Annotated in this window: 23 protein-coding genes; all 23 read right to left on the reverse strand. The window is 69.9% G+C overall.

Features of this window, described 5'->3' with window-relative positions; genetic code table 11:
* Window positions 1-25: 25 nt before the first annotated feature.
* The 23 genes from ccmI to AVS7_RS16980 all read right to left on the reverse strand — a co-directional run bounded on the left by ccmI (window position 26) and on the right by AVS7_RS16980 (window position 20,700).
* A complete protein-coding gene (gene ccmI / locus AVS7_RS16875; RefSeq protein WP_020230781.1) occupies window positions 26-1,291 on the reverse strand; it encodes a c-type cytochrome biogenesis protein CcmI in 1,266 nt (421 codons plus the stop codon).
* Complete coding sequence (locus AVS7_RS16880) at window positions 1,288-1,734, reverse strand: cytochrome c-type biogenesis protein (RefSeq protein ID WP_020230782.1); 447 nt, start codon at window positions 1,732-1,734, stop codon at window positions 1,288-1,290. The genes ccmI and AVS7_RS16880 overlap by 4 nt, the downstream gene beginning before the upstream one ends.
* Window positions 1,731-2,249, reverse strand: coding sequence for a DsbE family thiol:disulfide interchange protein (locus tag AVS7_RS16885; protein ID WP_024001728.1), 519 nt, complete (start codon window positions 2,247-2,249; stop codon window positions 1,731-1,733). The genes AVS7_RS16880 and AVS7_RS16885 overlap by 4 nt, the downstream gene beginning before the upstream one ends.
* Complete coding sequence (locus tag AVS7_RS16890) at window positions 2,246-4,252, reverse strand: heme lyase CcmF/NrfE family subunit (RefSeq protein WP_020230784.1); 2,007 nt, start codon at window positions 4,250-4,252, stop codon at window positions 2,246-2,248. The genes AVS7_RS16885 and AVS7_RS16890 overlap by 4 nt, the downstream gene beginning before the upstream one ends.
* Window positions 4,249-4,698 (reverse strand): cytochrome c maturation protein CcmE, encoded by a 450-nt coding sequence (ccmE, locus tag AVS7_RS16895; RefSeq protein ID WP_020230785.1) that lies wholly within the window; start codon window positions 4,696-4,698, stop codon window positions 4,249-4,251. Before ccmE ends, AVS7_RS16890 begins: the two co-directional genes overlap by 4 nt.
* Complete coding sequence (gene ccmD / locus AVS7_RS24525; protein ID WP_020230786.1) at window positions 4,695-4,814, reverse strand: heme exporter protein CcmD; 120 nt, start codon at window positions 4,812-4,814, stop codon at window positions 4,695-4,697. The genes ccmE and ccmD overlap by 4 nt, the downstream gene beginning before the upstream one ends.
* The gene (ccmC, locus tag AVS7_RS16900) at window positions 4,811-5,554 is read right to left on the reverse strand and encodes a heme ABC transporter permease CcmC (protein ID WP_020230787.1); all 744 of its coding nucleotides are present in this window, start codon (window positions 5,552-5,554) and stop codon (window positions 4,811-4,813) included. The genes ccmD and ccmC overlap by 4 nt, the downstream gene beginning before the upstream one ends.
* Entirely contained in the window at window positions 5,554-6,210 is a 657-nt protein-coding gene (gene ccmB, locus AVS7_RS16905; protein WP_020230788.1) for a heme exporter protein CcmB, read from the reverse strand. Before ccmB ends, ccmC begins: the two co-directional genes overlap by 1 nt.
* Window positions 6,204-6,866 carry a cytochrome c biogenesis heme-transporting ATPase CcmA gene (gene ccmA, locus AVS7_RS16910; RefSeq protein ID WP_024001729.1) on the reverse strand — a complete coding sequence of 221 codons (663 nt, stop codon included), beginning with the start codon at window positions 6,864-6,866 and terminating at the stop codon, window positions 6,204-6,206. The genes ccmB and ccmA overlap by 7 nt, the downstream gene beginning before the upstream one ends.
* Window positions 6,853-7,494, reverse strand: a complete 642-nt coding sequence (locus AVS7_RS16915; protein WP_144425130.1) for a cytochrome c3 family protein — start codon at window positions 7,492-7,494, stop codon at window positions 6,853-6,855. Before AVS7_RS16915 ends, ccmA begins: the two co-directional genes overlap by 14 nt.
* Before the next feature lie 25 nt (window positions 7,495-7,519).
* Entirely contained in the window at window positions 7,520-8,005 is a 486-nt protein-coding gene (locus AVS7_RS16920; protein WP_034691799.1) for a nitrate reductase cytochrome c-type subunit, read from the reverse strand.
* Window positions 8,006-8,020: 15 nt separating this feature from the next.
* Complete coding sequence (gene napA, locus AVS7_RS16925) at window positions 8,021-10,510, reverse strand: periplasmic nitrate reductase subunit alpha (RefSeq protein WP_034691803.1); 2,490 nt, start codon at window positions 10,508-10,510, stop codon at window positions 8,021-8,023.
* Window positions 10,491-10,778 carry a chaperone NapD gene (locus AVS7_RS16930; protein ID WP_020230793.1) on the reverse strand — a complete coding sequence of 96 codons (288 nt, stop codon included), beginning with the start codon at window positions 10,776-10,778 and terminating at the stop codon, window positions 10,491-10,493. The genes napA and AVS7_RS16930 overlap by 20 nt, the downstream gene beginning before the upstream one ends.
* Before the next feature lie 34 nt (window positions 10,779-10,812).
* Window positions 10,813-10,989: a periplasmic nitrate reductase, NapE protein gene (gene napE, locus AVS7_RS16935; RefSeq protein ID WP_020230794.1), complete on the reverse strand. Its 177-nt coding sequence runs from the start codon at window positions 10,987-10,989 to the stop codon at window positions 10,813-10,815.
* Between the two features lie 147 nt (window positions 10,990-11,136).
* Window positions 11,137-11,496: a hypothetical protein gene (locus AVS7_RS16940; protein ID WP_020230795.1), complete on the reverse strand. Its 360-nt coding sequence runs from the start codon at window positions 11,494-11,496 to the stop codon at window positions 11,137-11,139.
* A 92-nt stretch (window positions 11,497-11,588) separates the two neighbouring features.
* Window positions 11,589-12,974 carry a phosphatidylserine/phosphatidylglycerophosphate/cardiolipin synthase family protein gene (locus tag AVS7_RS16945; RefSeq protein WP_020230796.1) on the reverse strand — a complete coding sequence of 462 codons (1,386 nt, stop codon included), beginning with the start codon at window positions 12,972-12,974 and terminating at the stop codon, window positions 11,589-11,591.
* The gene (locus AVS7_RS16950; protein ID WP_020230797.1) at window positions 12,971-14,323 is read right to left on the reverse strand and encodes an ATP-binding protein; all 1,353 of its coding nucleotides are present in this window, start codon (window positions 14,321-14,323) and stop codon (window positions 12,971-12,973) included. Before AVS7_RS16950 ends, AVS7_RS16945 begins: the two co-directional genes overlap by 4 nt.
* A complete protein-coding gene (locus AVS7_RS16955) occupies window positions 14,320-14,979 on the reverse strand; it encodes a response regulator transcription factor (protein WP_020230798.1) in 660 nt (219 codons plus the stop codon). Before AVS7_RS16955 ends, AVS7_RS16950 begins: the two co-directional genes overlap by 4 nt.
* Window positions 14,980-15,029: 50 nt before the next feature.
* On the reverse strand, window positions 15,030-16,490 hold the full coding sequence (locus AVS7_RS16960; protein WP_020230799.1) for a DegQ family serine endoprotease: 1,461 nt from the start codon (window positions 16,488-16,490) through the stop codon (window positions 15,030-15,032).
* A 144-nt stretch (window positions 16,491-16,634) separates the two neighbouring features.
* Window positions 16,635-17,039 carry a hypothetical protein gene (locus AVS7_RS16965; protein ID WP_020230800.1) on the reverse strand — a complete coding sequence of 135 codons (405 nt, stop codon included), beginning with the start codon at window positions 17,037-17,039 and terminating at the stop codon, window positions 16,635-16,637.
* Between the two features lie 32 nt (window positions 17,040-17,071).
* Entirely contained in the window at window positions 17,072-18,448 is a 1,377-nt protein-coding gene (locus AVS7_RS16970; RefSeq protein ID WP_020230801.1) for an ATP-binding cassette domain-containing protein, read from the reverse strand.
* Between the two features lie 271 nt (window positions 18,449-18,719).
* The gene (gene arsC / locus AVS7_RS16975) at window positions 18,720-19,079 is read right to left on the reverse strand and encodes an arsenate reductase (glutaredoxin) (RefSeq protein WP_020230802.1); all 360 of its coding nucleotides are present in this window, start codon (window positions 19,077-19,079) and stop codon (window positions 18,720-18,722) included.
* A 10-nt stretch (window positions 19,080-19,089) separates the two neighbouring features.
* Window positions 19,090-20,700 (reverse strand): iron ABC transporter permease, encoded by a 1,611-nt coding sequence (locus tag AVS7_RS16980; protein WP_024001733.1) that lies wholly within the window; start codon window positions 20,698-20,700, stop codon window positions 19,090-19,092.
* Between the last annotated feature and the right edge of the window lie 45 nt (window positions 20,701-20,745).

The raw sequence follows: 20,745 nt of genomic DNA on the forward strand, positions 1-20,745 counted from the left end.
CGCAGCGCTCTCCTGCCGCACCACCCTAGGGCACCAGCTGGTCAATGACCAGCTCCACATCGGCGGCAGTGGAGCCGGCGGACTGTGCGGCGCTGGTCGGCAGTCCCGGCACCCGCTGGGCCAAGCCCGAGCGCGAAATCCATGCCTGCACCGTCACGTCCTTGAAGCGCGACAGGCGCAACTGCGGCGACATTGCATGGCGGTCGTCCAGTTGGAAAGCCACCGGGAACCCGCCAGCCTCCAGCTTGAGCACGGCGACGGGCGTACGGCCCGTTTCTGCCGCCCGGGCAACCACGAACAGCGTATCCCCTTGCCGCACATGCGCTGCCATGGCCGGGCTCAGGCGGACCGTGCCGCGCAGGCCTGCCTGAGAAGGAGCTGCCTTGGCGCCCGTGCCGTCCATCTCATTCAGGCGCTGCAGGTCGCTCTGCACCCGCAAGGCCATGTCGGTGCCTGGCTCGATCAGGGCCAGCAGTTGCTGCCAGTGGTGCCGGGCTGCTCCGGCGTCGCCCCGCCGCACGGCCGCCGCGCCCGCCAGGGCCAGCGCCTTGGGCTGCAGCGGGTCCAGGCGCAACGCGTCGGCCAGGGCCTGCTGGACAGGCCCCTCCATCGCCCCGCCCTGGTCAGAAGCCAGTGCGTCAGCCAGGTCGGCGTGCAGCCTGGCCTGCAGGCCTGCTGGGAACTGGCCGCGCTCCGCTGCGCCGATCGCATGGCGGTAGGCGGCGGATGCCTGGGCGAAGTCCTCCTGCACCTCATGGGAACGGGCCAGGACCACCCAGCCTTCGAGGTCGTCCGGCGTCTGTGCCAGCTTGGCCGCGAGCCCGCTGATCATGGTGTCCACGTCGATGCCGCTGCTGGCATGGCTCTGCGGCTCGGCCGCCGCGGCCGTAGCCGCCGCCTGGGGATCGCCCACCTTCAGGTACAGCGCCAGCGCGGCCACCGGCAAAGCCACGGCCAGCAGGCCCGCGAGGCCGCGGCGCATCCACATGCGCTCGGCCACTGGCGAGGTGCGGGAGGTGCCGCCGGGCTGCAGCGCGTCGGTGTCGTCCAGGAAGCGGCGCTGCAGTTCCTCCAGCGCCTGCTCGCGGTCCGCGGGTGCCAGCATCTGGCGCTCGAACTCCGCTTCCAGCTCCCTGCGCTGCGCCTGGTACACCCGGCGCAGCTCGGCATCTGCTGCACCGCGCTCGCCAGGCGCATCGGCACTCTCACGCAGCAGCGGCCAGATCAAGGCCGCGATCGCCAGCAGCAGCAGCGCCACTGCGCTCGCCCACAGGGGCCAGATCGCACTCACGGGTTCGACTCCTCATCCAGCAGCCGCCGCGCTCTCTCGCGCTGCGCTTCGGTCAGCGGCGCATGCGCGTGCTGCGCCATGCGTCTGCGCAGCACGGCCAGCAGCACGGCCAGGCCGATGGCTGCGATGGCGAACGGCCCGATCCACAGCAGCCAGGTCGTCGCCTGAAACGGCGGTGTGTAGTGGACGAAGGCGCCATAGCGCTGCTCGAAGAAATCGATGACCTCGCGGTCCGTGCGGCCCTCCTGCAGCTGGGTTCGGATCACGCGCCGCATGTCAGCCGCCAGCGGCGCGTTGGATTCCGCCACGGTCTGGTTCTGGCAGACCACGCACCGCAGCTGCGCCGCCAGCCGGGCCTCCCGCGCCTCCAGGTCCGGCGCTGCCACGGCCGCCCGTGCCAGCAAGAGGGCCCACGCGATGACGACGAAGCGCCTCGCCGTCATCGCAGCGCCTTCACGACGGGCATCAGCTTGCTCTCCCACACCTCGTTGTTGACAGGCCCCAGGTGCCGGTAGCGAACGCGGCCCGCGGCATCGATCACGAACGTCTCCGGAACGCCCTGTACGCCCAGGTCCATGCCGATGCGGCCATCGGCATCCACGGCCGAGTGCAGGTAGGGGTTGCCGAAGCGCGCCAGCAGCGCCAGCGCGGGCGCCCGCTGGTCCTTGTAGTTCAAGCCATACAGGGGGACGCGGTCGCGGGCTGCCAGAACGTTCAGCGCGGGCAACTCCTCCTGGCAAGGGCCGCACCATGAGGCCCAGACGTTCAGAAGCCAGACCTGGCCGCGCAGTTGGGCGCCATCGAACCGCCGCCCGGGGTCTTGCAGCAAGGGGCCGTCGATCACCGGCAAGGGCCGGTCGATGAGCGCCGAGGGCAAGGCGCGCGGGTCGCGCTGCAGGCCCAACATCAGCACCACGGCCAATCCCAGGAAAGCGGCCAACGGGACCAGGAATCTCATCCAATCACCTCCGGGCTGCAGGCCGGGGTACCAGCGCCCGCGCGCACCCGGCAGGCCCTGGCCGAGGCGCGGTAGCGCCGGTCCGCCAGGGCCAGCAACCCGCCCAGGGCCATCAGCACGCACCCTATCCAGATCCAGCCCATGAAGGGCTTGACCTGGATGCGGGCGGTCCATGTGCGTTCATCCACCGGGTCGCCCAGGGCGACGAACAGGTCGCGCAGCAGCCCCGTGTCGATGGAGGCCTGGCTGAGCGGCATCTCCTGCGCCCGGTAGCGGCGCTTCTCGGGAAACAGGTCGACGACATGCGTGCCATCGCGGCGCACCTGGACATGCGCCCTGTGGGCCTCGTAGTTGGGGCCGGCGACCTCGCGAACGCTGTCCAGCCGGAACTCGTAGCCTGCCACCGCGACCGGCTCGCCAACGGCCAGCGTGAGCTCGCGCTTGGTCTCGAACCCCGTGGCCAAGGTGACCCCGAACACGAACAGCCCGATGCCGAAATGCGCGGCGATCATGCCCCACCAGCTCAGGGGCTGGCGGCTGGCGCGCAGCCGCCAGCTTCCATCGACCGCGGACAGCCGCTTGCCGGCCTGCACCAGCGTGCTCCACACACACCAAGCGGCCAGCAGCAGGCCGAAAGCGGACAGCGGCGTCCACCCGGCACCGGGGTCCTTGGGCAGCAGCCAGGCGAGCGCCAGCGCCGTAGCCCCACTGGCGCCCAGCGCCCAGCGCAGTTGGGTGCGTAATTCGACCGGCGCACTGCGCTTCCACCGTACCATGGGGCCGATGCCCATGAGCACCAGCGCCGGCACCATGGGCGGAACAAACACCGCCTCGAAGTACGGCGGCCCGACGGAGATCTTCCCGCCGTTCAGCACGTCGAGCAGCAGCGGGTACAGCGTGCCGATCAGCACGGCCGCCGCGGCCACGCTGAACAGCACGTTGTTCACCAACAGCAGCGATTCGCGCGAGAGCATGGCGAACCACCCACCCAGCCCCACGCCGGGCGCCCGCAGCGCGAACAGCAGCAGCGAGCCGCCGACCACCAGCACCATGAAGCAGAGGATATAGAGCCCGCGCCCCGGATCCACCGCGAAGGCGTGCACCGAGGTCAGCACGCCCGAGCGCACGAGGAAGGTGCCCAGCAGGCTCAGCGAGAAGGCCGCGATCGCCAGCAGCACCGTCCAACTGCGGAAGGCCCCGCGCTGGTCCGTCACGATCAGCGAATGGATCAGCGCGGTGCCGACCAGCCATGGCATGAACGATGCGTTCTCCACCGGGTCCCAAAACCACCAGCCGCCCCAGCCGAGGACGTAGTAGGCCCAGGCGCTGCCCAGCAGGATGCCCAGCGTCAGGAAGCTCCAGGCCGCCAGCGTCCACGGGCGCGACCACCGCGCCCATGCCGCGTTCAGCTCACCCGACAGCAGCGCCGCGATGCCGAAGGCGAAGGCGACCGAGAAGCCCACGTAACCCATGTAGAGCAGCGGCGGGTGCAGCACCATGCCGGGGTCCTGCAGCAGCGGGTTGAGATCGCGCCCCTCCGCCGCAGCAGGGATCAGGCGCTCGAACGGGTTGGAGAGCAGCAGCAGGAAGAGGATCAGCCCGACGCTGAGGAAACCCATCACCGAGAGCACCCGCGCCGCATAGGCCTGCGGCAGCTGACGGCTGCACAGCGCCACGGCCACCGTCCAGCCCGACAACAGGCACTGCCACAGCAGCATGGAGCCCTCGTGCCCGCCCCAGACCGCCGCGAAGCGGTAGACCGCCGGCAGCTTGGAGTGGGAGTTGCCCGCCACGTACAGCACCGAGAAATCCCCGGCCAGGAACGATGCGGCCAGGCAGCCGAAGGACAGCCACGCGAACAGGCCCTGCAGCACGGCGGCAGGGCGGGCGATGCGCATCCAGCGCGCGACGTTCCAGTGGGCGCCGGCCAGCGGCAGCGTGGCCTGCACCACGGCCACGAGCAGCGCCAGGATCAACGCGAAGACGCCGACCTCCGGGATCACTTCACGGCCTCCTCGTGCATCTTGCGCGCATCCTTGAGCGCGGCCGCGGCTTCGGGCGGCATGTAGTTTTCGTCGTGCTTGGCCAACACCTCGGTGGCGACGAACACGAGGCCGTCCTGCAGGCGCCCCGCGGCCACCACGCCCTTGCCCTCGCGGAACAGGTCGGGCAGCAGCCCGCGGTAGCGCACGGGGATGCGGTGGGCTCCGTCCGTGACGGTGAAATGCACGTCGAGCCCCCCGCCCTGGGCGCGGCGCACCGATCCCGCCTCCACCAGCCCGCCCAAACGGAAAACGGCGTGCCGGGGCGCCTCACCCGCCTGGACCTGGCTGGGGCTGTAGAAGAACATGACGTTGCTGTTCAGCGCGTTGAGCACCAGGGCCGTGGCGATGGAGACGGCCGCCAGGCCCAGCAGCACGAACAGCAGGCGCCGCTTGCGTGGCGTCATGGGCGCCCTCTCGCGCGGCCGCGCCGCCAGAGCAGTGCGACTTCCGCCGCCACCAGCAGGGCCGATACGCCATAGGCGATCAACAGGAAGAAACCATGGTCTTGCAGGCTCGTCATGCCTGGGCCTCCAGCGCCGCGCGTTCGTCGATCAGGCACCGCACCCGCGCGAGGATGGCCGCGAAGCTGTAGGCCCAGCAGGCGAGGCTCATCACCAGCAGACCGGCGAGCATGGTGCGCGTCATGGAAGGCGCCGCATCCAGCCGGATCGACGCGCCCTGGTGCAGCGTGCTCCACCACTGCACCGAGAAATAGATGATGGGCACGTTCACCGCGCCCGCGAGCAGCAGCACGGCCCCCGCACCGTCGGCCCGCTCCGGGTCCTCGATGGCGGATACGAGCGCGATGTAGCCCAGGTAGAGAAAGAGCAGGATCAGCTCGGAGGTCAGCCGCGCATCCCAGACCCACCACGTGCCCCAGGTGGGCTTGCCCCAGGCAGCGCCCGTCCACAGCGCGATGGCCGTGAAGAGCGCGCCCGTGGGGGCGATGGCGCGGGACATCAGCGGCGACAGCTTCGTGCCGAACACCAGGCCCACGGCCGCGTGCAGGGCCGCGACGAGGTACAGGAACATGGACATCCACGCCGCCGGCACGTGCAGGAAGATGATGCGGTACACCTCGCCCTGCTGGTGGTCCGTGGGCGCGACCACGAAGCCCAGCCACAGGCCCACGGCGGCCAGCACCACGGCCGCGCACGCGAACCAGGGAACGGCCCGCCCCGCCAGGCGGTGGAAAGCCGGGGGCGAGGCGAACCGCAGCCAGCGGTGCCTGGAGCGCGAGGGGGGCGGGCTCTTTTGCATCATTCCATTGCCAGGCGAAGCGCGGCGGCGGTGGCCCAGGGCCCCAGGAAAACGGCTAGCGACAGGCAGGCGCCCAGCAAGCTGAGCTGCGGCGCGGCGGAAAGCCCCTGCTGGCTGGCAGCCACGGCCGCGCAGCCGAACACCAGGGGCGGGACGGACATCGGCACCATGATGAGCGCCAGCAGCACGTGGCTGCGCAGGCCCAGCGTCAGCGCGGCGCCCAGCGCGCCCACCAGCGTCAGCACGGCGGTGCCCAGCACCAGGGCGGCGACGAGGGTGCCGACGGCGCCTGCGTCCAGCCCGTACTGCAGCGCCATCAGCGGCGCCACGAGGATCAGCGGCACGCAGGCGATGCACCAGTGTGCAGCGGTCTTGGCCGCTACCAGCCCGGTCAGGCCGGCCGGCGCCAGCAGCCACTGCTCCAGGCTGCCGTCGGCCAGATCGGGCTCGAACAGGCGATTCAGCGAGATCAGCACCGCCAGCAGCGCAGCCACCCAGATGACGCCAGGCGCGATCGCTCGCAGCAAGGCCGCGTCGGGCCCGACCGCCAGGGGAAACAAGCTACCCACGAGGATGAAAAACAGCAGCGCACTCATCGCCTCGGAAGGGCGCCGCTGCGCGGCCAGCAGTTCGCGTTTCAGAACCGGGATCAGCATGCGGCGGCGCCCGCCTCGGCATCCAGATCGACCGTGCGCAGCACCGAAGCAGGCACGCCCAGCGACCGGTGCGTGGCCACCACGGCCGCCCCGCCACGCTGCAGGTGCTCGGCGAGGCGGGCATCCAGCAACCGTGCGCCCTCGTCGTCCAGCGCGGCGCAGGGTTCGTCGAGCAGCCACAGGCCGCACTGGCGCGACCAGACGCGCGCAAGCGCCAAGCGGCGGCGCTGCCCTTGCGACAGGCGTCGCACCGCGTGGTGGGCCACGTGTGCCAGTCCCCAGGCTTGCAGGGCCTGCGCGGGCTCGCACGCTGCGCCGCCCTGCAGGTGCTGGAAGAAACGCAGGTTCTCGGTCGCGCTCAACTCGGCGCCCAGCGCATTCTGGTGGCCCAGGTAGGCCATGTGGCGGGCGTAGGCCGCGTCGCCCCGGGCAAGCGGCGCGCCCTGCCAGTAGAGCGTGCCGCCCGATGGCGCAGCCAGCCCCGCAAGCACGCGGATCAGCGTGGTCTTGCCGCTGCCGTTGGAACCCCGCAGCTCGACGAGCTGCCCGCGTCCGGCCTTGAAGCTCACGTCCCGCACGAGCGTGCGGCCGCCCCTTCGGCACTGCAGGCCCACGGCGGCGAGTTGTGCAATGTCCTGCCCGCTAGGACTTGGCATCCGGCTGGGGAACCTTCTGGCCCGGGGTATCGGTGGGTGCATCGCCCGGCGGAATGTGCGGCAGGCGGTGGGCAATCCCCTTGTGGCAGTCGATGCAGGTCTTCTCCTTGTTCGCGAGATAGGTCGAGTGCATGTTCTGCGCCCGAACGCTCTGGCGGGTGAAGTCCATCGAATCGTAGTTGTGACAGTTGCGGCATTCCAGCGAATCGTTGGCTTTCAGGCGCGCCCATTCGTGCTGCGCCAGCTCGAGCCGCTTGTCCTGGAATTTCTCGGGGGTGCTGATCGTCCCGAAGATCTTCCCCCACACCTCCTTGGAGGCCTGCATCTTGCGGGCGATCTTGTCGGTCCAGTTGTGCGGCACGTGGCAATCGGAGCAGACCGCGCGCACGCCCGAGCGGTTCGTGTAGTGGATGGTGCTCTTGAGCTCCGCGAACACGTTGTCCCGCATCTCGTGGCAGCCGGTGCAGAACTTCTCGGTGTTCGTGAGTTCCATCGCGGTGTTGAAGGCGCCCCAGAAGAGCACGCCGCCGATGAAGCCGCCGATGGTCAGGAACCCCAGGCTGAAATGGACGCTGGGCCGGCGGATCACCAGCCAGTAGCGCTTCAAAAGGTTCAATGCTTTGTTCACGGCATCACTCCGCACGGGCTGGCCGTCATTTCTGCTTCCCGCTCTTTTTCAGCTCGCGCTGGATCACGGTGTCGACGTCCTGGAAGGTATTGTTCACGATCGGGCGCACGTTGTCCTGCGAGACGTGGCACTGCATGCAGAAATACCGCCGAGTGGAGATCTGGCCCAGCACGTTGCCGTCGCGGTCCATGTAGTGCGTAATGCTCACCGGGATCGCCTGCGAGACGTCGGTCCTGCCCCGCGCATGGCAGTCCATGCACTTGTTGAAATTCTTGTCCACCTGGTAGCCGTCCACCCGGTGCGGAATCACCGGGGGCTGCATGGCGTAGTTGCGCGTGCGCCGCAGGTCGTCGTTGACGGAGTTGCCCAGCACCGGCGGCTTGGTGGTCTCCAGGATGGGCGTAGGGCCGCGCGCCGCGTCGGTGAACGTGCGCGCCGGCTGCTGCTGCGCTACCGCCAGGCCGGCAGCCATGCACAGCACCAGCACCATGTGTCGAAGGATCGATTTCATTGCACAGCTCCTGCGTCAGACCTTGGTGATCTTGACCGCGCACTTCTTGAAGTCCGTCTGCAGCGAGATCGGGTCGGTCGCGTCCAGCGTCACCTTGTTGATCAACTGGCTCGCATCGAACCAGGGCACGAAGACCAGGCCGCGCGGCGGCTTGTTGCGGCCCCGGGTCTCCACCCGGGAACGCATCTTGCCGCGGCGGGAGACGATCTCCACCTCGCTGCCGCGGCGCACGCCCAGCTCCTTGGCGTCTTCCGGATGCATGTAGCACAGCGCATTGGGCACTGCCCGGTGCAGCTCGGGAACGCGGCGCGTCATCGAGCCCGAGTGCCAGTGCTCCAGCACGCGGCCCGTGGACAGCCAGTATGGGAACTCAGTGTCCGGCGCCTCCGCAGGCGGCTCGTAAGGCAGTGCGAAGATGTTCGCCTTGTTGTCGGTGTTGCCGTAGAACTGGTAGCCCGTGCCGGCCTTCACGTAGGGGTCCGTGCCTTCGCGGTAGCGCCACAGCGTTTCCTTGCCGTTGACGACAGGCCAGCGCAAGCCGCGCACCTTGTGGTATTCGTCGAACGGCGCCAGGTCGTGGCCATGTCCACGGCCGAAGGCGGCGTATTCCTCGAAGAGCCCCTTCTGGGGATAGAAGCCGAAGGCCTTCGCCTCGCTGTTCTCGTAGTCGGGAGAGATATCCGCCAGCGGGAACTTGTCCACTTGGCCGTTGCGAAAGAGCACCTCGAACAGGGTCTTGCCGCGCACTGCCGGCTTCTTGGCGATGAGCTCCTCGGGCCAGACCTCCTCGATCTTGAAACGCTTGGAAAACTCCATCAACTGCCAGAGGTCGGAACGCGCCTCGCCCGGCGCGGTGACCAACTGGTGCCAGAAGTGGGTGCGCCGCTCCGCGTTGCCGTAGGCGCCCTCTTTTTCCACCCACATCGCAGTGGGCAGGATCAGGTCGGCCGCCACGGCGGTCACCGTGGGATACGCATCCGAGACGACGATGAAATTGTCGGGATTGCGGTAGCCCGCGTAGCCCTCGTGCAGGTTCGCGCCGGCCTGCATGTTGTTGTTGACCATGACCCAGTAGGCATTGAGCTTGCCGTCCTTGAGCATGCGGTTCTGCAGCACGGCGTGGTAGCCCGGCTTCTCGGGGATCGTGCCTTCGGGCAGCTTCCAGATGTGCTCGGCATGCGCGCGATGCTTGGGGTTAGTGACCACCATGTCCGCGGGAAGCCGGTGCGAGAACGTACCCACCTCGCGCGCCGTGCCGCAGGCCGAGGGCTGTCCGGTGAGCGAGAACGGGCTGTTGCCCGGCGTGGCGATCTTGCCGGTCAGCAAATGGATGTTGTAGACGAGGTTGTTCGCCCAGGTGCCGCGCGTGTGCTGGTTGAAGCCCATCGTCCAGAACGAAACCACCTTGACCTTCGGGTCCGCATACAGCTCGGCCAGCGCCAGCAGGCGGTTCTTCGGCACGCCCGTCAGCTTGGCGGTGTAGTCGAGGTCGTAGGTGGAGACGAACTTGGCGTATTCCTCGAACGTGATGGGCTTGGCACCGTTGGGGTCGCCTGCATTCTTGGCCGCCTGCTGCAACGGATGCTCCGGGCGCAATCCGTAGCCGATGTCGGTATTGCCGGCCTTGAAGTTCGTGTGCTTGTCCACGAACTCCCTGTTCACGCGGCCCGTGGAAATGATGTGGTGGGCGATGAAGTTCAGGATGGCCAGGTCCGTCTGCGGCTTGAACGTCATCTGGATGTCGGCCAGTTCGTAGGACCGGTGCTCGAACGTGGAGAGCACCGCCACCTTCACGTTGGGGCCGCTCAGGCGGCGGTCGGTCACGCGCGTCCACAGCACGGGGTGCATTTCGGCCATGTTAGAGCCCCACAGCACGAAGGCAGTGGCGGCTTCGATGTCGTCGTAGCAGCCCATCGGCTCGTCCATGCCGAAGGTGCGCATGAAGCCCGTGACGGCCGAGGCCATGCAGTGGCGCGCATTGGGGTCGAGGTTGTTGGAGCGGAAGCCCGCCTTCATCAGCTTCGATGCGGCATAGCCTTCCCAGACCGTCCACTGGCCGGAGCCGAACATGCCGACCGCCGTGGGCCCCTTCGCCTTGAGCGTCTTCTTGAATTGCTCGGCCATCACATCGAAGGCCTTGTCCCAGGAGACGGGCTGGAACTCGCCGTCCTTGGCGTACTGGCCGTTCTTCATGCGCAGCAGCGGCCGGGTCAGCCTGTCTTCGCCATACATGATCTTGGACAGGAAGTAGCCCTTGACGCAGTTCAGGCCGCGGTTCACTTCGGCCTGCGGGTCGCCCTGCGTGGCCACCACGCGGTTGTCCTTCACCGCCACCGTGACTCCGCACCCCGTGCCGCAAAAACGGCAGGGCGCCTTGGACCAGGTCAGCTTGGAAGCCTCCGCCGCCGCATGGCCTCCCTGGGCCTGGGCGATGGGAATGCCAGCGACAGAGCCTGCCGCAGCCGCGGCAGATTGCCGCACAAAATCACGTCGGGTACTCGACATTCGTTATCTCCTTGTTCATGGCGTCGAGCGGCTCGACGTGCTGGTACACCATCGCCACATTGATCACACCGTCAATGCGTTGGATCGCCTCAACGTGGTCCAGGATCGCGGACGCGGAAGGCGCCTCGAGCGTGACGACGCGCTTGCCATTCGGGTCGGATCCGTGGATGTGGGCGCCAGGCAGCGCGGCGATGGCCGCATCGGCACCTTCGGCTCGGCGTGGCTGTACATGGACAACCAGGCTGGTGATGTGAAGTTCGTCGGTCATTGGCTGGCACATGGCTGGCTTCGACGAGGCTGGCTCAGCTACCGGGCGGGCCGGCGAACATCTGGTAGATCCAGACAGCGAACCCGTAGCCGGCAACCACCAGCACGGCCAGAATGGGGACCATCACTCCAGCGAGGAACAGGAAGCTCCGCGCCTCCTCCTGACGTGTCGATGGGCCCGTATCGATGGAATCGGCAGAGTTTCTCGGCATCTTTCCCCCCTGATGAAAATCAATTCTAAGTCCCTAATTGACGCGTGTTAACTCCCGCCCCGGAACGCTTGATTCACATCAAGAAAATGGGCAAATAGCAGGCAACTGCCCCTTGCGATAGCCGCCAGGGCAGGCTTTCTGCCGGGCTCAGTTCTTTTTGCCGGTATCGCCACGAAGGGGCACTTCCCCGGCAGCCTGGCCTTCGTCGTCCGTCAGCTTGCCCGCGGCCGCGCCGCCCAAGGCACCGGCGACGCCGCCCAGTGTGCCGCCGACCAGCACGCCCAGCGGCCCTCCGACAGCGACGCCAACGGCAGCTCCGGTGGCGGCCCCGGCCACCATGCCCCCGCCCATCAGGGTCGAATGGGATTCCCGCTCCTGCTCCTCGGCCGACAGGGGCAATTGCGCCGCCGGCTCCGGGTCCTGCGACGGTACGCCGTGGCCAGGACGCGCCTGCTCGGCCAGATCCGGGTCGATCGGCTGTTCGTGGGGGGATGGCATGGTGTTCATGGCGCGCTCCTTGTGAATGGACGAACCTTTTCTACCGCCCACGGGGCAAGACACTGCGCCCTCCAGAGGGCCGTCCGGGTGTCGGACAAAGCCTAGAGCTGAAAGCCCACGGCCCGCACCACGCCCTCGGCGATGTCGCGCATCCAGGAGGGGCGGCGCGCATGGTAGGGCCGTGCGGCGGCGATCTGCTCCTCGCACCATGCGGACAGCCAGCCGACCTGCTCCTCGCCATAGAACGCCGTCATGGCCTCGTAGTTGAGGAAAAGGCTGCGCGCGTCGAGGTTGAGCGAGCCTGCCAGGGCCAGGCCGTCATCGACCAGCACGGCCTTGGCATGCACCATGGCCGGGGCCAGCCAGATGTGCGCGCCGGCAGCGGCCAGCGCGCGCAGGGCACGCTCGCGGGCGATGTCGGCCAGACGGTGGTTGGAGCGCTCGGGCACCAGCAGGCTGACCTGCACGCCGCGGCGGCAGGCCAGGCACCAGGCGTCGAGCAGCGCGTCGTCGGGCACGAAATACGGCGTGACGGCCACGATGCGCCGTTGCGCGTGGTAGGCACCGGCCAGCAGCAGCGCGTGCACGGTGTCGTCGGCATGGTCCGGGCCGCTGGGCAGCCACTGGGCCAGCGGCCCGCTGCCAGCCTCCTGCACCGGCGGCGCGACCGTCTTGCGCATGCGGCGCAGCAGGCGGCCACTGGCGGTGCGCCAGTCGGTGCCGAACTGCAGGTGGGCCTGGGCAGCCACGGGGCCTTCGACCTCGTAGCTCAGGTCCACCCAGGCAGGGTGGCCTGGCCGGTCCATGAAGTATTCGCAGGCCAGGTTGCGCCCGCCGCTCCACAGGCGCTGCCCGTCGGCCACGACGAGCTTGCGGTGGTTGCGCAGGTTGGTGCGCCCGTGCAGGGGGTTGTGCAGCAGGGGCATGAAGCGGCGCACCTGCACGCCCTGGCGGCGCAGCGCGCGCAGCATGCCCGGCGGCGTGCGCATGCTGCCCACCGCGTCCACCAGCAGGCGCACGGCGACGCCGCGCCGCACGCACTCCAGCAGCGCACGCGCCACCTGGGCGCCCACCGCGTCGTGGGCGAAGACGTAGGTGCAGACATCCAGCTGGCGCCGGGCCGATGCGATGGTGCCCAGCAGCCCCTGCAAGGCCTCGCTGCCGTCGGCGTGCATCACGATGCGCTGGCTGCGCGCGGCCGGTGCCACCTCCATACAGGCCAGCAGTTGCGCGGCCCAGGGCGGGCCGCCCTCGCTGGCCGGCCGCCCCGGCTGGCGCCGCGCGGGCCGTGCGAACTTGCGTGTGCCGAACAGCAGGAACAACGGCACGATGAGGTAGGGGAACGCCACGATGCCCAGCACCCAGCCCACGGCGGCCGAAGGGTGGCGGCGCTGGTGCCCGATGCGCGTGCCCATGACGTAGACCAGCAGCCCCACGGCCACGAACACGGCATGGCCCAGGCCGGAGAGCACGGCCACGCGGATCATGCGGCGCCCTCGCCTGCCAGCGGCAAATGCACTTCGGCGCGCAGGCCGCCCAGGCGCGGCGCGGTGCCCAGCGCCAGCCGCGCGCCATGCAGGCGCGCGATGGCCTCGGCGATGGCCAGGCCGAGGCCGCTGCCTTCCGCCTGCGGCGCACCTTCCGCGGGCGCGCGGTGGAAGCGCTGCAGCACGCGCTCGCGCTCGGCGGGCGGGATGCCGGGGCCGCTGTCGTCCACCGCCAGGACGAGATGGCCGGGCGCGCGCAGCACCTGCACGTCCACCGTGCCGCCCTCGGACGTGTACTTGATGGCGTTGTCGATCAGGTTGCGCAGCAGGATGGCCAGGGCCTGCGCGTGGCCGGGCACGGTGGCGTGCTCGGCCTGCGCGTCGAGCGGTGCCAGGCCCAGGTCGATGGCGCGCGCCTGCGCTGCGGGGGCGGCATCCGCCACGGCCTGGCGTGCCAGATCGGCCAGAGCCACGGGCTGCGCGGGCGCGCCCGCGGTGGCCTGCGCCTCGTGCCGGGCCAGGGCCAGGAGCTGCTCCACAAGGCGCGTGGCGCGGTCGATGCCGGCGGACAGGCGCTCGGTGGCGTACTCGCGCGCGGCGGCGTCGGGCGCGCGCTGCAGGGCCTGGGCCTGCAGCTTGAGCGCGGCCAGGGGCGAGCGCAACTCGTGCGCCGCATCGGCCACGAAGTGCTGCTGCGCCTGGAAGGCCTGCTCCACGCGCGCCAGCAGCAGGTTGAGTTCGTCCACCAGCGGGCGCACCTCGGCGGGCAGGCCGGCGCCATCGACGGGCGCCAAATCATCGGCGCGCCGCTGCGCGACCTGGCGGCGCACGCGCTCCACTGGCGCGAGCGAGCGGCCCACGGCCCACCATGCGGCAAGCGCCAGCAGCGGTGCCATGAGCGCGATGGGCACGGCCGTGCGCAGTGCCAGCGTGCGCGCCATGGCGCGGCGCACGGCCATGTCCTGCGCCACCTGGATCACCTGCAGCGGCGTCTGCACCGACAGCACGCGGTAGGTGCTGCCGCCCGCGCGCACGTTGGCGAAGCCCAGCACGGCGCGCTGCGGCAGCGCCAGCCCGCCGTTGGATTCGTAGATGCGCACGCCATCGGCAGACCAGACCTGCACCACGAATTCGGGGCTTTCCTGCCCCTGCACCAGCGGGCCGTAGTCGCCCGGCGGCAGCGCCGGCAGGCCGGGGCGCAGGGCCTGGGCCATCTGCTGCATGTGGTAGTCGAAGATGGCGTCCGCCTCGGCCAGCGCCGCGCGGTACGACAGGCCCGCCTGCACCAGCACGCCGAGGGCGATGGCGGCCAGCAGGGACAGCAGCAACCGGGCGCGCAGCGACTTCATGGCTTGGGCACCATGTAGCCCACGCCGCGCACGTTGAGGATGAAGCCCGCGCCCAGCTTCTTGCGCAGGCCGTGGATGTAGACCTCCACGGCGTTGCTGTTGATCTCGTCGCCCCAGCCGTAGAGCTTGTCTTCGAGTTGCGCGCGCGAGAGCACCACGCCGGGGCGCGCGACCAGCGGCTCCAGCACCGCCCATTCGCGCGCCGAGAGCACCACGGGTTGGCCGTTCACGCTGGCCTCGCGCGTGGCGGGGCGCACGGTCACGCCGTGCAGTTCGTAAGCCGGCTCGGCGCGCCCGGCCGCGCGGCGCGTGAGGGCGCGGATGCGGGCGAGCAGTTCGTCCAGGTCGTAGGGCTTGAGCAGGTAGTCGTCGGCGCCCGCGTCCAGTCCCTGCACGCGCTGGGCCACGGCATCGCGCGCGGTGGCGATGAGCACGGGCGTGCGGTCGCCGCGCGCGCGCAGGGCGCGCAGCACGTCGAGCCCGTCGCGGCCGGGCAGGCCCAGGTCGAGCAGCACCAGGTCGTACTGCTGCGCGCGCAGCGCGGCATCGGCCTGCAGGCCATCGCGCACCCAGTCCACGGCGTGGCCTTCGGCGCGCAGCAGGCCCTGCACGGCCTCGCCGATCATGGCGTCGTCTTCAACCAGCAGCAGGCGCATGGCGCAGGGGCAGGACAAGGCATGCCGCCAAGCATAGCGGCACGCCCCGGTCAGCCAAGTCGGACGGGAACGAAGATGCGCTCGCCGTCGCGCATCACCAGCAGCGCCACCGACTTGCCCGCCTTGGCCACCACGCCGCGCACCTGCGCCACGTCGCGCGCGGGCGTGCCGTTGACGGACAGCAGCACGTCGCCGCCCTGCACGCCGGCGCGGGCGGCGGGGCCGCTGGCCTGTTCGATCAGCAGGCCGCCTTCCACGCCGGCTTCGCGTTGCTCACCTGGCTGCAAGGGGCGCAGGGCCAGGCCCAGGCGGCCTTGGCCGGGCGCAGCGTCCGCACGGGCCTGTGCCGGGGGCTTGTCGGCGGCGTTGCCCAGCGTGGCGGTGACGTCCTCGCTGCGGCCGTGGCGCCACACCTGCAGGCGCACCTGCGTGCCGGGCGCCGTCTGGCTCACGAAGGCCGGCAGGTCGCTGGAGGAGACGATGGGCTGCCCGTCCACGCTGCGGATCACGTCGCCCGAGCGCAGGCCGGCCTTGTCGGCGGGGCCGCCCTTTTGCACGTCGGCCACCAGCGCGCCCTGGGGCTTGTCGAGGCCGAAGGAGTCGGCCAGGGTCTGATTGACCTCCTGCACGGTGACGCCCAGGCGCGCGTGGCTGGCGTGGCCGGTGGCCAGGATCTGGTCCTTGACGCGCGCGGCCACCTCGATCGGGATGGCGAACGACACGCCCTGGTAGCCGCCCGAGCGGCTGTAGATCTGCGAGTTGATGCCCACGACCTCGCCGCGCGCGTTGAACAGCGGCCCGCCCGAGTTGCCAGGGTTCACGGCCACGTCGGTCTGGATGAAGGGCACGGCGCTGTCGTCGGGCAGCGCGCGGCCCTTGGCGCTGACCACGCCGGCCGTGACGCTGTTCTCGAAGCCGAAGGGCGAGCCGATGGCCAGCACCCATTCGCCCACGCCCAATGCGCGCGTGCTGCCGAGGTGCACCGTGGGCAAACCCTTCGCGTCGATCTTGAGCACGGCCACGTCGGTCTGCGGGTCGGCGCCCAGCACCTTGGCGCGGAACTCGCGCCGGTCGGTGAGCTTGACGGTCACTTCGTCGGCGTTCTTGACCACATGGGCGTTGGTGAGCACCACGCCGTCGGGGCTGACGATGAAGCCCGAGCCCTGGCCGCGCACGGGAACATCGCGCGGCATCTGCATGCCCTGCGGCATGCCGAAGCGGCGGAAGAATTCCTGGAACGGGTCGGCGGGCCCGTCGTCGTCGCCCTCGGCCAGCGCCGTGCGCTGCGTGCCGCTCACGCTGATGTTGACCACGGCCGGGCCGTTCTGCGCGGTGATCTGCGCGAAGCCGGGCAGTGCCTCGCCACCGGGCTGCGCCAACGGCACGGCTGCGGGCTGCGCCACGGCCTGCGCCTGGCGGCTTGTCACCAGGCCGGCGCCGGTGGCGCCGAGCGCACCGGCGGCCACCAGCGCCAGGATGAGTCTGCGGGGGGTGGATGCAAGGGTGTCCATGGTCTGCCTTTCCTTGTGCAAGTGATGCGATGGCAGGCAGTGTGCGCGGCCACGCTTAAGGCAGACTTAGACCCATTACTATCAAAAAAATAGCTGCCTGCGCTTGATGGACAAGCGCTGGCAGCCAATTCGATGCTTATCGCTTCAGAACGCAGCTTCGAGCGCAGGCAGCGCCAGGCGCGCCTTGGTCAGCGCCATGCCCAGGTTGGCGGTCTTGCGGCAGACGAACACGACCACGTAGTCGGGGTTGATCTTGCCGCGCAGGAACACGTGGATGAGGTTCTCGCTGTTGACGATGACTTCCTGGAAATAGTGGAAGCCGTCGTCCTGCAGGCCGCGGGCCTTCTTGAACAGGCGCTCGATCATGCTCACGTTGGGGCCGGCGAACATGTCGGCCGTGGCGGCGGCGAGCAGGTCGATGACCTGCTGCGGGTGCGAATCCACCGTCTTGAGCGCCAGCAGCATGCCGGAGGAGATGTCCACGTAGCCGGCGGCCACACACTCGGGCACCGTGCTGGCGGCCTGGTTCAATGCATTCTCGAAACTCATCGGGCTGTCCCTCCATTACCGTGGGTAGATAGTTAAACGATCTTCTGCAAGATCATGTTTTCATAGCTCTGCAGGAACGTCTCCTGCTCGGCGTTCTGCACGTAGCGCGGGTCGATCAGGCGCACCCGGCGCAGTGCCTCTTGCGCGGTCAGCCCTGCCCGCACCCACCACGCGGCCAGGACGACGCCGGTGCGCCCCCTTCCCGCGAGGCAATGCACGGCCAGCACTTCGCCGCGTTGGATGAGCCCCTCCATGCGCTTGAGCAGCATCTGGATCTGCGCCAGGGTGGGCACTTCATGGTCGTAGATGGGCAGGTGCAGGTTGGCCAGGCCGTGCTGGCGCAGCACGTCGCCGGGCAGGTCCCGCTCCGTCAGGGTGATGAGCATGGTGATGCCCATGCGCTTGAGCGCCACCAGGTCGTGGTGGATGTCGTTCACCGCGCCCGGCAGCGGCGCACCGGCGATACGGCCAGGCTCCAGCCAGGCGAAGCCCAGCGGCGCATTCACGGGCTGCGCGGCGGGCGGCACGATGCCGCCGGCCAGCAGGGTCGGCGCAGGCTCCGCCCTGGCCTCGGCCACGGCCTGCAGCACGCTGGCGGGCACGTGCTGCAGGGCGGGCGGCGGGGCCACGTCTTCGGCCAGGGTGTCGGGATCGGCATCGAGCGAGGGCACCGAGCAGCTGCCGGTGCGCACGAACTGCATGCCCGCCTCCGACTGCGGCGCGGTCAGGAAGTCCTCCATGGCCCGCGCCTCCTGAATGCGCCCTCCGGCCAGCAGCAGCATGTGGTCCGCCAGCTGCGCGGCATGGCGCTGGTTGTGCAGCACCACCAGCAGGGTGCTGGTGCGGGTCACCTCGCGCAGCAGCTCGAGCAGCACGTAGGCGTCGTAGTCCGAAAGGTTGGAGGTGGGCTCGTCCACCATCAGCAGCGGCGGCTCGCATGCCGCCTCGCGCAGGATGGCCACGGCCCGCTGCTGCAGCGGCGGCAGGTCGAGCACCATCGCGTCCAGCGACTGGGCCAGCTCGGGCACGCCCATGCGGCGCACGAGGCTCGCGCACCACTCGCGCAGTTCCAGGGGCGACAGGCGCAGGGATTCGCGTACCGGCCCGGCCAGCGCATCGAGTACGGTGGCACCCATGACGCGCGCGGCCTGCTGCACCAGCCCCGGGCGCGGCCCCTCGCCGAGCGGGCGGCCGTCGTACGTCACGCTGCCCCAGCTGCGAAAGCGCGGATGCTCCTCGTGCAGCCCGGCCAGCGTGCGCACCAGCGCCGATTTGCCCGAACCCGACGGCCCCAGCAGCGCCGTCACGCCCCCACGGGGCAGCGCGAAATCCAGGTCCGCCAGCACCATCCTGGCGCCGAATGCCACGCCAAATCCCGCGACCGTGAGGCACTGCTGCGTGCTATCCATCCATCCGTCCTTGGGTTCCAACCAACCGGCTGCCAATGCAGCGGGCACATAGGGAAAACCCCGGATTCTAGGGACGCACTTATGTGAGGCAAGTCAAAGACGGCGGGTCCGCCGGTAATGGCTCATAAACCTACACCAAGAGAAACAATATGTGTCTCGTCTTGACGAATATGACGCAGATGTGTCTTGACGTACGGCAAGGCACAGGCGATTCGCTCCATTTTCCATAGCTTCCCGCGCTTATCCAGAAAGCGCTGCAGGCCATTTTTGCTCAAATCCCCTGGAGCAGTTCCAGCACCCGCTCGGGTGGGCGGCACAGCAGCGCGCCGCGGGGCGTTACGACGATGGGGCGGTTGAGCAGCACCGGGTGGCGGGCGATGGCGGCGATCAGCTCCGCGTCGGTGCGCTGCGGGTCGCCCAGGCCCAGCTCCTGGTAGGCCGCCTCCTTGCTGCGCAGCAGGTCGCGCACGGGCACGCCCAGGCGAGCGACCAGCGCGGTGAGCCGGGCCTCGTCCAGCGGTTGGGCGATGTAGTCCACGATGGCGGGCTCGATGCCGCGCTCGCGCAGCAGCGCCAGGGCGCCGCGCGAGTTGCTGCAGCGGGCGTTGTGGTAGATGGTGATGTCGCTCATGCCCCGCAGCTTACCGGGACGCCGCGCGCAGCGTGCGGCTGAGCAGGATCACCGGCACCAGCCCCACGGCCACCAGCGCCAGCGACGGCAGCGCCGCCTCGCCCAGGCGCTCGTCGCGCGCGAGCTGGTAGGCCACCACGGCCAGCGTGTCGCTATTGAAGGGGCGCAGCACCATGGTGGCGGGCAGCTCCTTCATCACGTCCACGAACACCAGCAGCGCCGCCGCCGCGGTGGAGCGCCGCAGCAGCGGCCAGTGCACGCGCGCCAGCAGTCCCCAGCTGCCCACGCCCAGCATGCGCGAGGAATCGTCCAGGCTGGCGGGGATACGCGCATAGCCGCTTTGCACCGACTGCAGCGCCACGGCGCAAAAGCGCACCAGGTAGGCCCAGACGATTCCCACGGCCGTCGCCGTGATGAGCGCGGGCAGCCCCCATTCGGGCGCCGCCGCCTGCAGCCAGCCCACGGGCAGCAGCAAGCCCACGACGATCACCGCGCCCGGCACCGCGTAGCCCAGGCCCACGAGCTGCACCGCTGCGCGCGTAGCCGCGTCCTTGCGCCGGCGCACCGCGAAGGCCAGCGCCACGGCGATGGCCACGGCCAGCACGGCGGTGATGGCGCCCAGGCGCACGCTGTTGCCCGCCCATTCCAGGAAGCGCGTCCATGGCAGGACCGACCAGTCGGCCGCCAGCGGCCGCAGCATGAACAGCACCGGAGCCACGAAGCCCATGGCCACCGGCAGCAGGCACACCAGCCACGCCAGCGCGCAGTGCCCGCCCGCCAGGCGCGTGGGCTGCGCCTCGGCCGAGCCCGCGCGGCCCACGCCGCCCGTGGCGAAGCGCATGCGCCGCTGCGCGCGCAGTTCGAGCTGCAGCAGCACCACGACCAGCGCCAGCAGGAAGGTGGCGAGCTGCGCGGCAGCCAGCCGGTCGTCCATCGACAGCCAGGCCTTGTAGATGCCCGTGGTGAAGGTCTGGATGCCGAAGTAGCTCGCCACGCCGAAGTCGGCCAGCGTCTCCATCAGCACCAGCGCCACGCCCGCCGCCACGGCCGGGCGCGCCAGCGGCAGCGCCACGCTGCGGATGCGCCGCGCGGGCGAGGCGCCCAGCAGGCGCGCGGCCTCCATGAGGTGCGCCGCGCGCTCGCCCAGGGCGGTGCGCGCGAGCAGATAGACGTAGGGGTAGAGCGAAAAGATGAACACCCACACCGCCCCGCCCAGGCTGCGCACCTCGGGCAGCAGCCGTCCTTCCAGCCCGAAGGCAGCGCGCATCCACACCTGCAGCGGGCCGCTGAACTGCAGGAAGTCGGTATACGCATAGGCCGTCACATAGGCCGGCATGGCCAGCGGCAGCAGCAGCAGCCATTCCATGGCGCGCCGCCCGCGGAAGTCGAACAGCGTCACCGCCGCCGCGCAGGCCGTGCCCACCACGGCCGCGCCCACGGCCACGGCCAGGCCCAGCCACAGCGTGGTCCACAGGTATTCGGGCAGCACGGTGGCCGCCATCTCGCGCAGGATGGCGCCGGCCTGCGCGCCGTCCGCGCCCAGCGGCAGCCAGGCGCCCAGTAGGGCCAGCACCGGCAGGGTGAGCAACAGGACGAGCACCGCCAGGGGTGCGAGACGCAAGGCGCGGAGGATCAAGGGAGGGGAGGCGCCGCGAAGGGTGCGGCC

This window comes from Acidovorax sp. MR-S7 (assembly GCF_000400995.2).
Taxonomy (GTDB): Bacteria; Pseudomonadota; Gammaproteobacteria; order Burkholderiales; family Burkholderiaceae_C; genus MR-S7.

Bases quoted from the DNA above. Each gene is read 5' to 3' on its own strand.
- AVS7_RS16885 (WP_024001728.1), bottom strand. From the start codon at position 2,249: ATGAGATTCCTGGTCCCGTTGGCCGCTTTCCTGGGATTGGCCGTGGTG.
- AVS7_RS16945 (WP_020230796.1), bottom strand. From the start codon at position 12,974: ATGATCCGCGTGGCCGTGCTCTCCGGCCTGGGCCATGCCGTGTTCGTG.
- AVS7_RS16960 (WP_020230799.1), bottom strand. From the start codon at position 16,490: ATGGACACCCTTGCATCCACCCCCCGCAGACTCATCCTGGCGCTGGTG.
- AVS7_RS16930 (WP_020230793.1), bottom strand. From the start codon at position 10,778: ATGACCGACGAACTTCACATCACCAGCCTGGTTGTCCATGTACAGCCA.
- ccmA (WP_024001729.1), bottom strand. From the start codon at position 6,866: ATGCCAAGTCCTAGCGGGCAGGACATTGCACAACTCGCCGCCGTGGGC.
- AVS7_RS16940 (WP_020230795.1), bottom strand. From the start codon at position 11,496: ATGAACACCATGCCATCCCCCCACGAACAGCCGATCGACCCGGATCTG.
- AVS7_RS16970 (WP_020230801.1), bottom strand. From the start codon at position 18,448: ATGGATAGCACGCAGCAGTGCCTCACGGTCGCGGGATTTGGCGTGGCA.
- napA (WP_034691803.1), bottom strand. From the start codon at position 10,510: ATGTCGAGTACCCGACGTGATTTTGTGCGGCAATCTGCCGCGGCTGCG.
- AVS7_RS16880 (WP_020230782.1), bottom strand. From the start codon at position 1,734: ATGACGGCGAGGCGCTTCGTCGTCATCGCGTGGGCCCTCTTGCTGGCA.
- AVS7_RS16955 (WP_020230798.1), bottom strand. From the start codon at position 14,979: ATGCGCCTGCTGCTGGTTGAAGACGACGCCATGATCGGCGAGGCCGTG.
- ccmB (WP_020230788.1), bottom strand. From the start codon at position 6,210: ATGCTGATCCCGGTTCTGAAACGCGAACTGCTGGCCGCGCAGCGGCGC.
- AVS7_RS16965 (WP_020230800.1), bottom strand. From the start codon at position 17,039: ATGAGTTTCGAGAATGCATTGAACCAGGCCGCCAGCACGGTGCCCGAG.
- napE (WP_020230794.1), bottom strand. From the start codon at position 10,989: ATGCCGAGAAACTCTGCCGATTCCATCGATACGGGCCCATCGACACGT.
- ccmD (WP_020230786.1), bottom strand. From the start codon at position 4,814: ATGACGAGCCTGCAAGACCATGGTTTCTTCCTGTTGATCGCCTATGGC.
- arsC (WP_020230802.1), bottom strand. From the start codon at position 19,079: ATGAGCGACATCACCATCTACCACAACGCCCGCTGCAGCAACTCGCGC.
- AVS7_RS16950 (WP_020230797.1), bottom strand. From the start codon at position 14,323: ATGAAGTCGCTGCGCGCCCGGTTGCTGCTGTCCCTGCTGGCCGCCATC.
- ccmE (WP_020230785.1), bottom strand. From the start codon at position 4,698: ATGACGCCACGCAAGCGGCGCCTGCTGTTCGTGCTGCTGGGCCTGGCG.
- AVS7_RS16920 (WP_034691799.1), bottom strand. From the start codon at position 8,005: ATGAAATCGATCCTTCGACACATGGTGCTGGTGCTGTGCATGGCTGCC.
- ccmC (WP_020230787.1), bottom strand. From the start codon at position 5,554: ATGCAAAAGAGCCCGCCCCCCTCGCGCTCCAGGCACCGCTGGCTGCGG.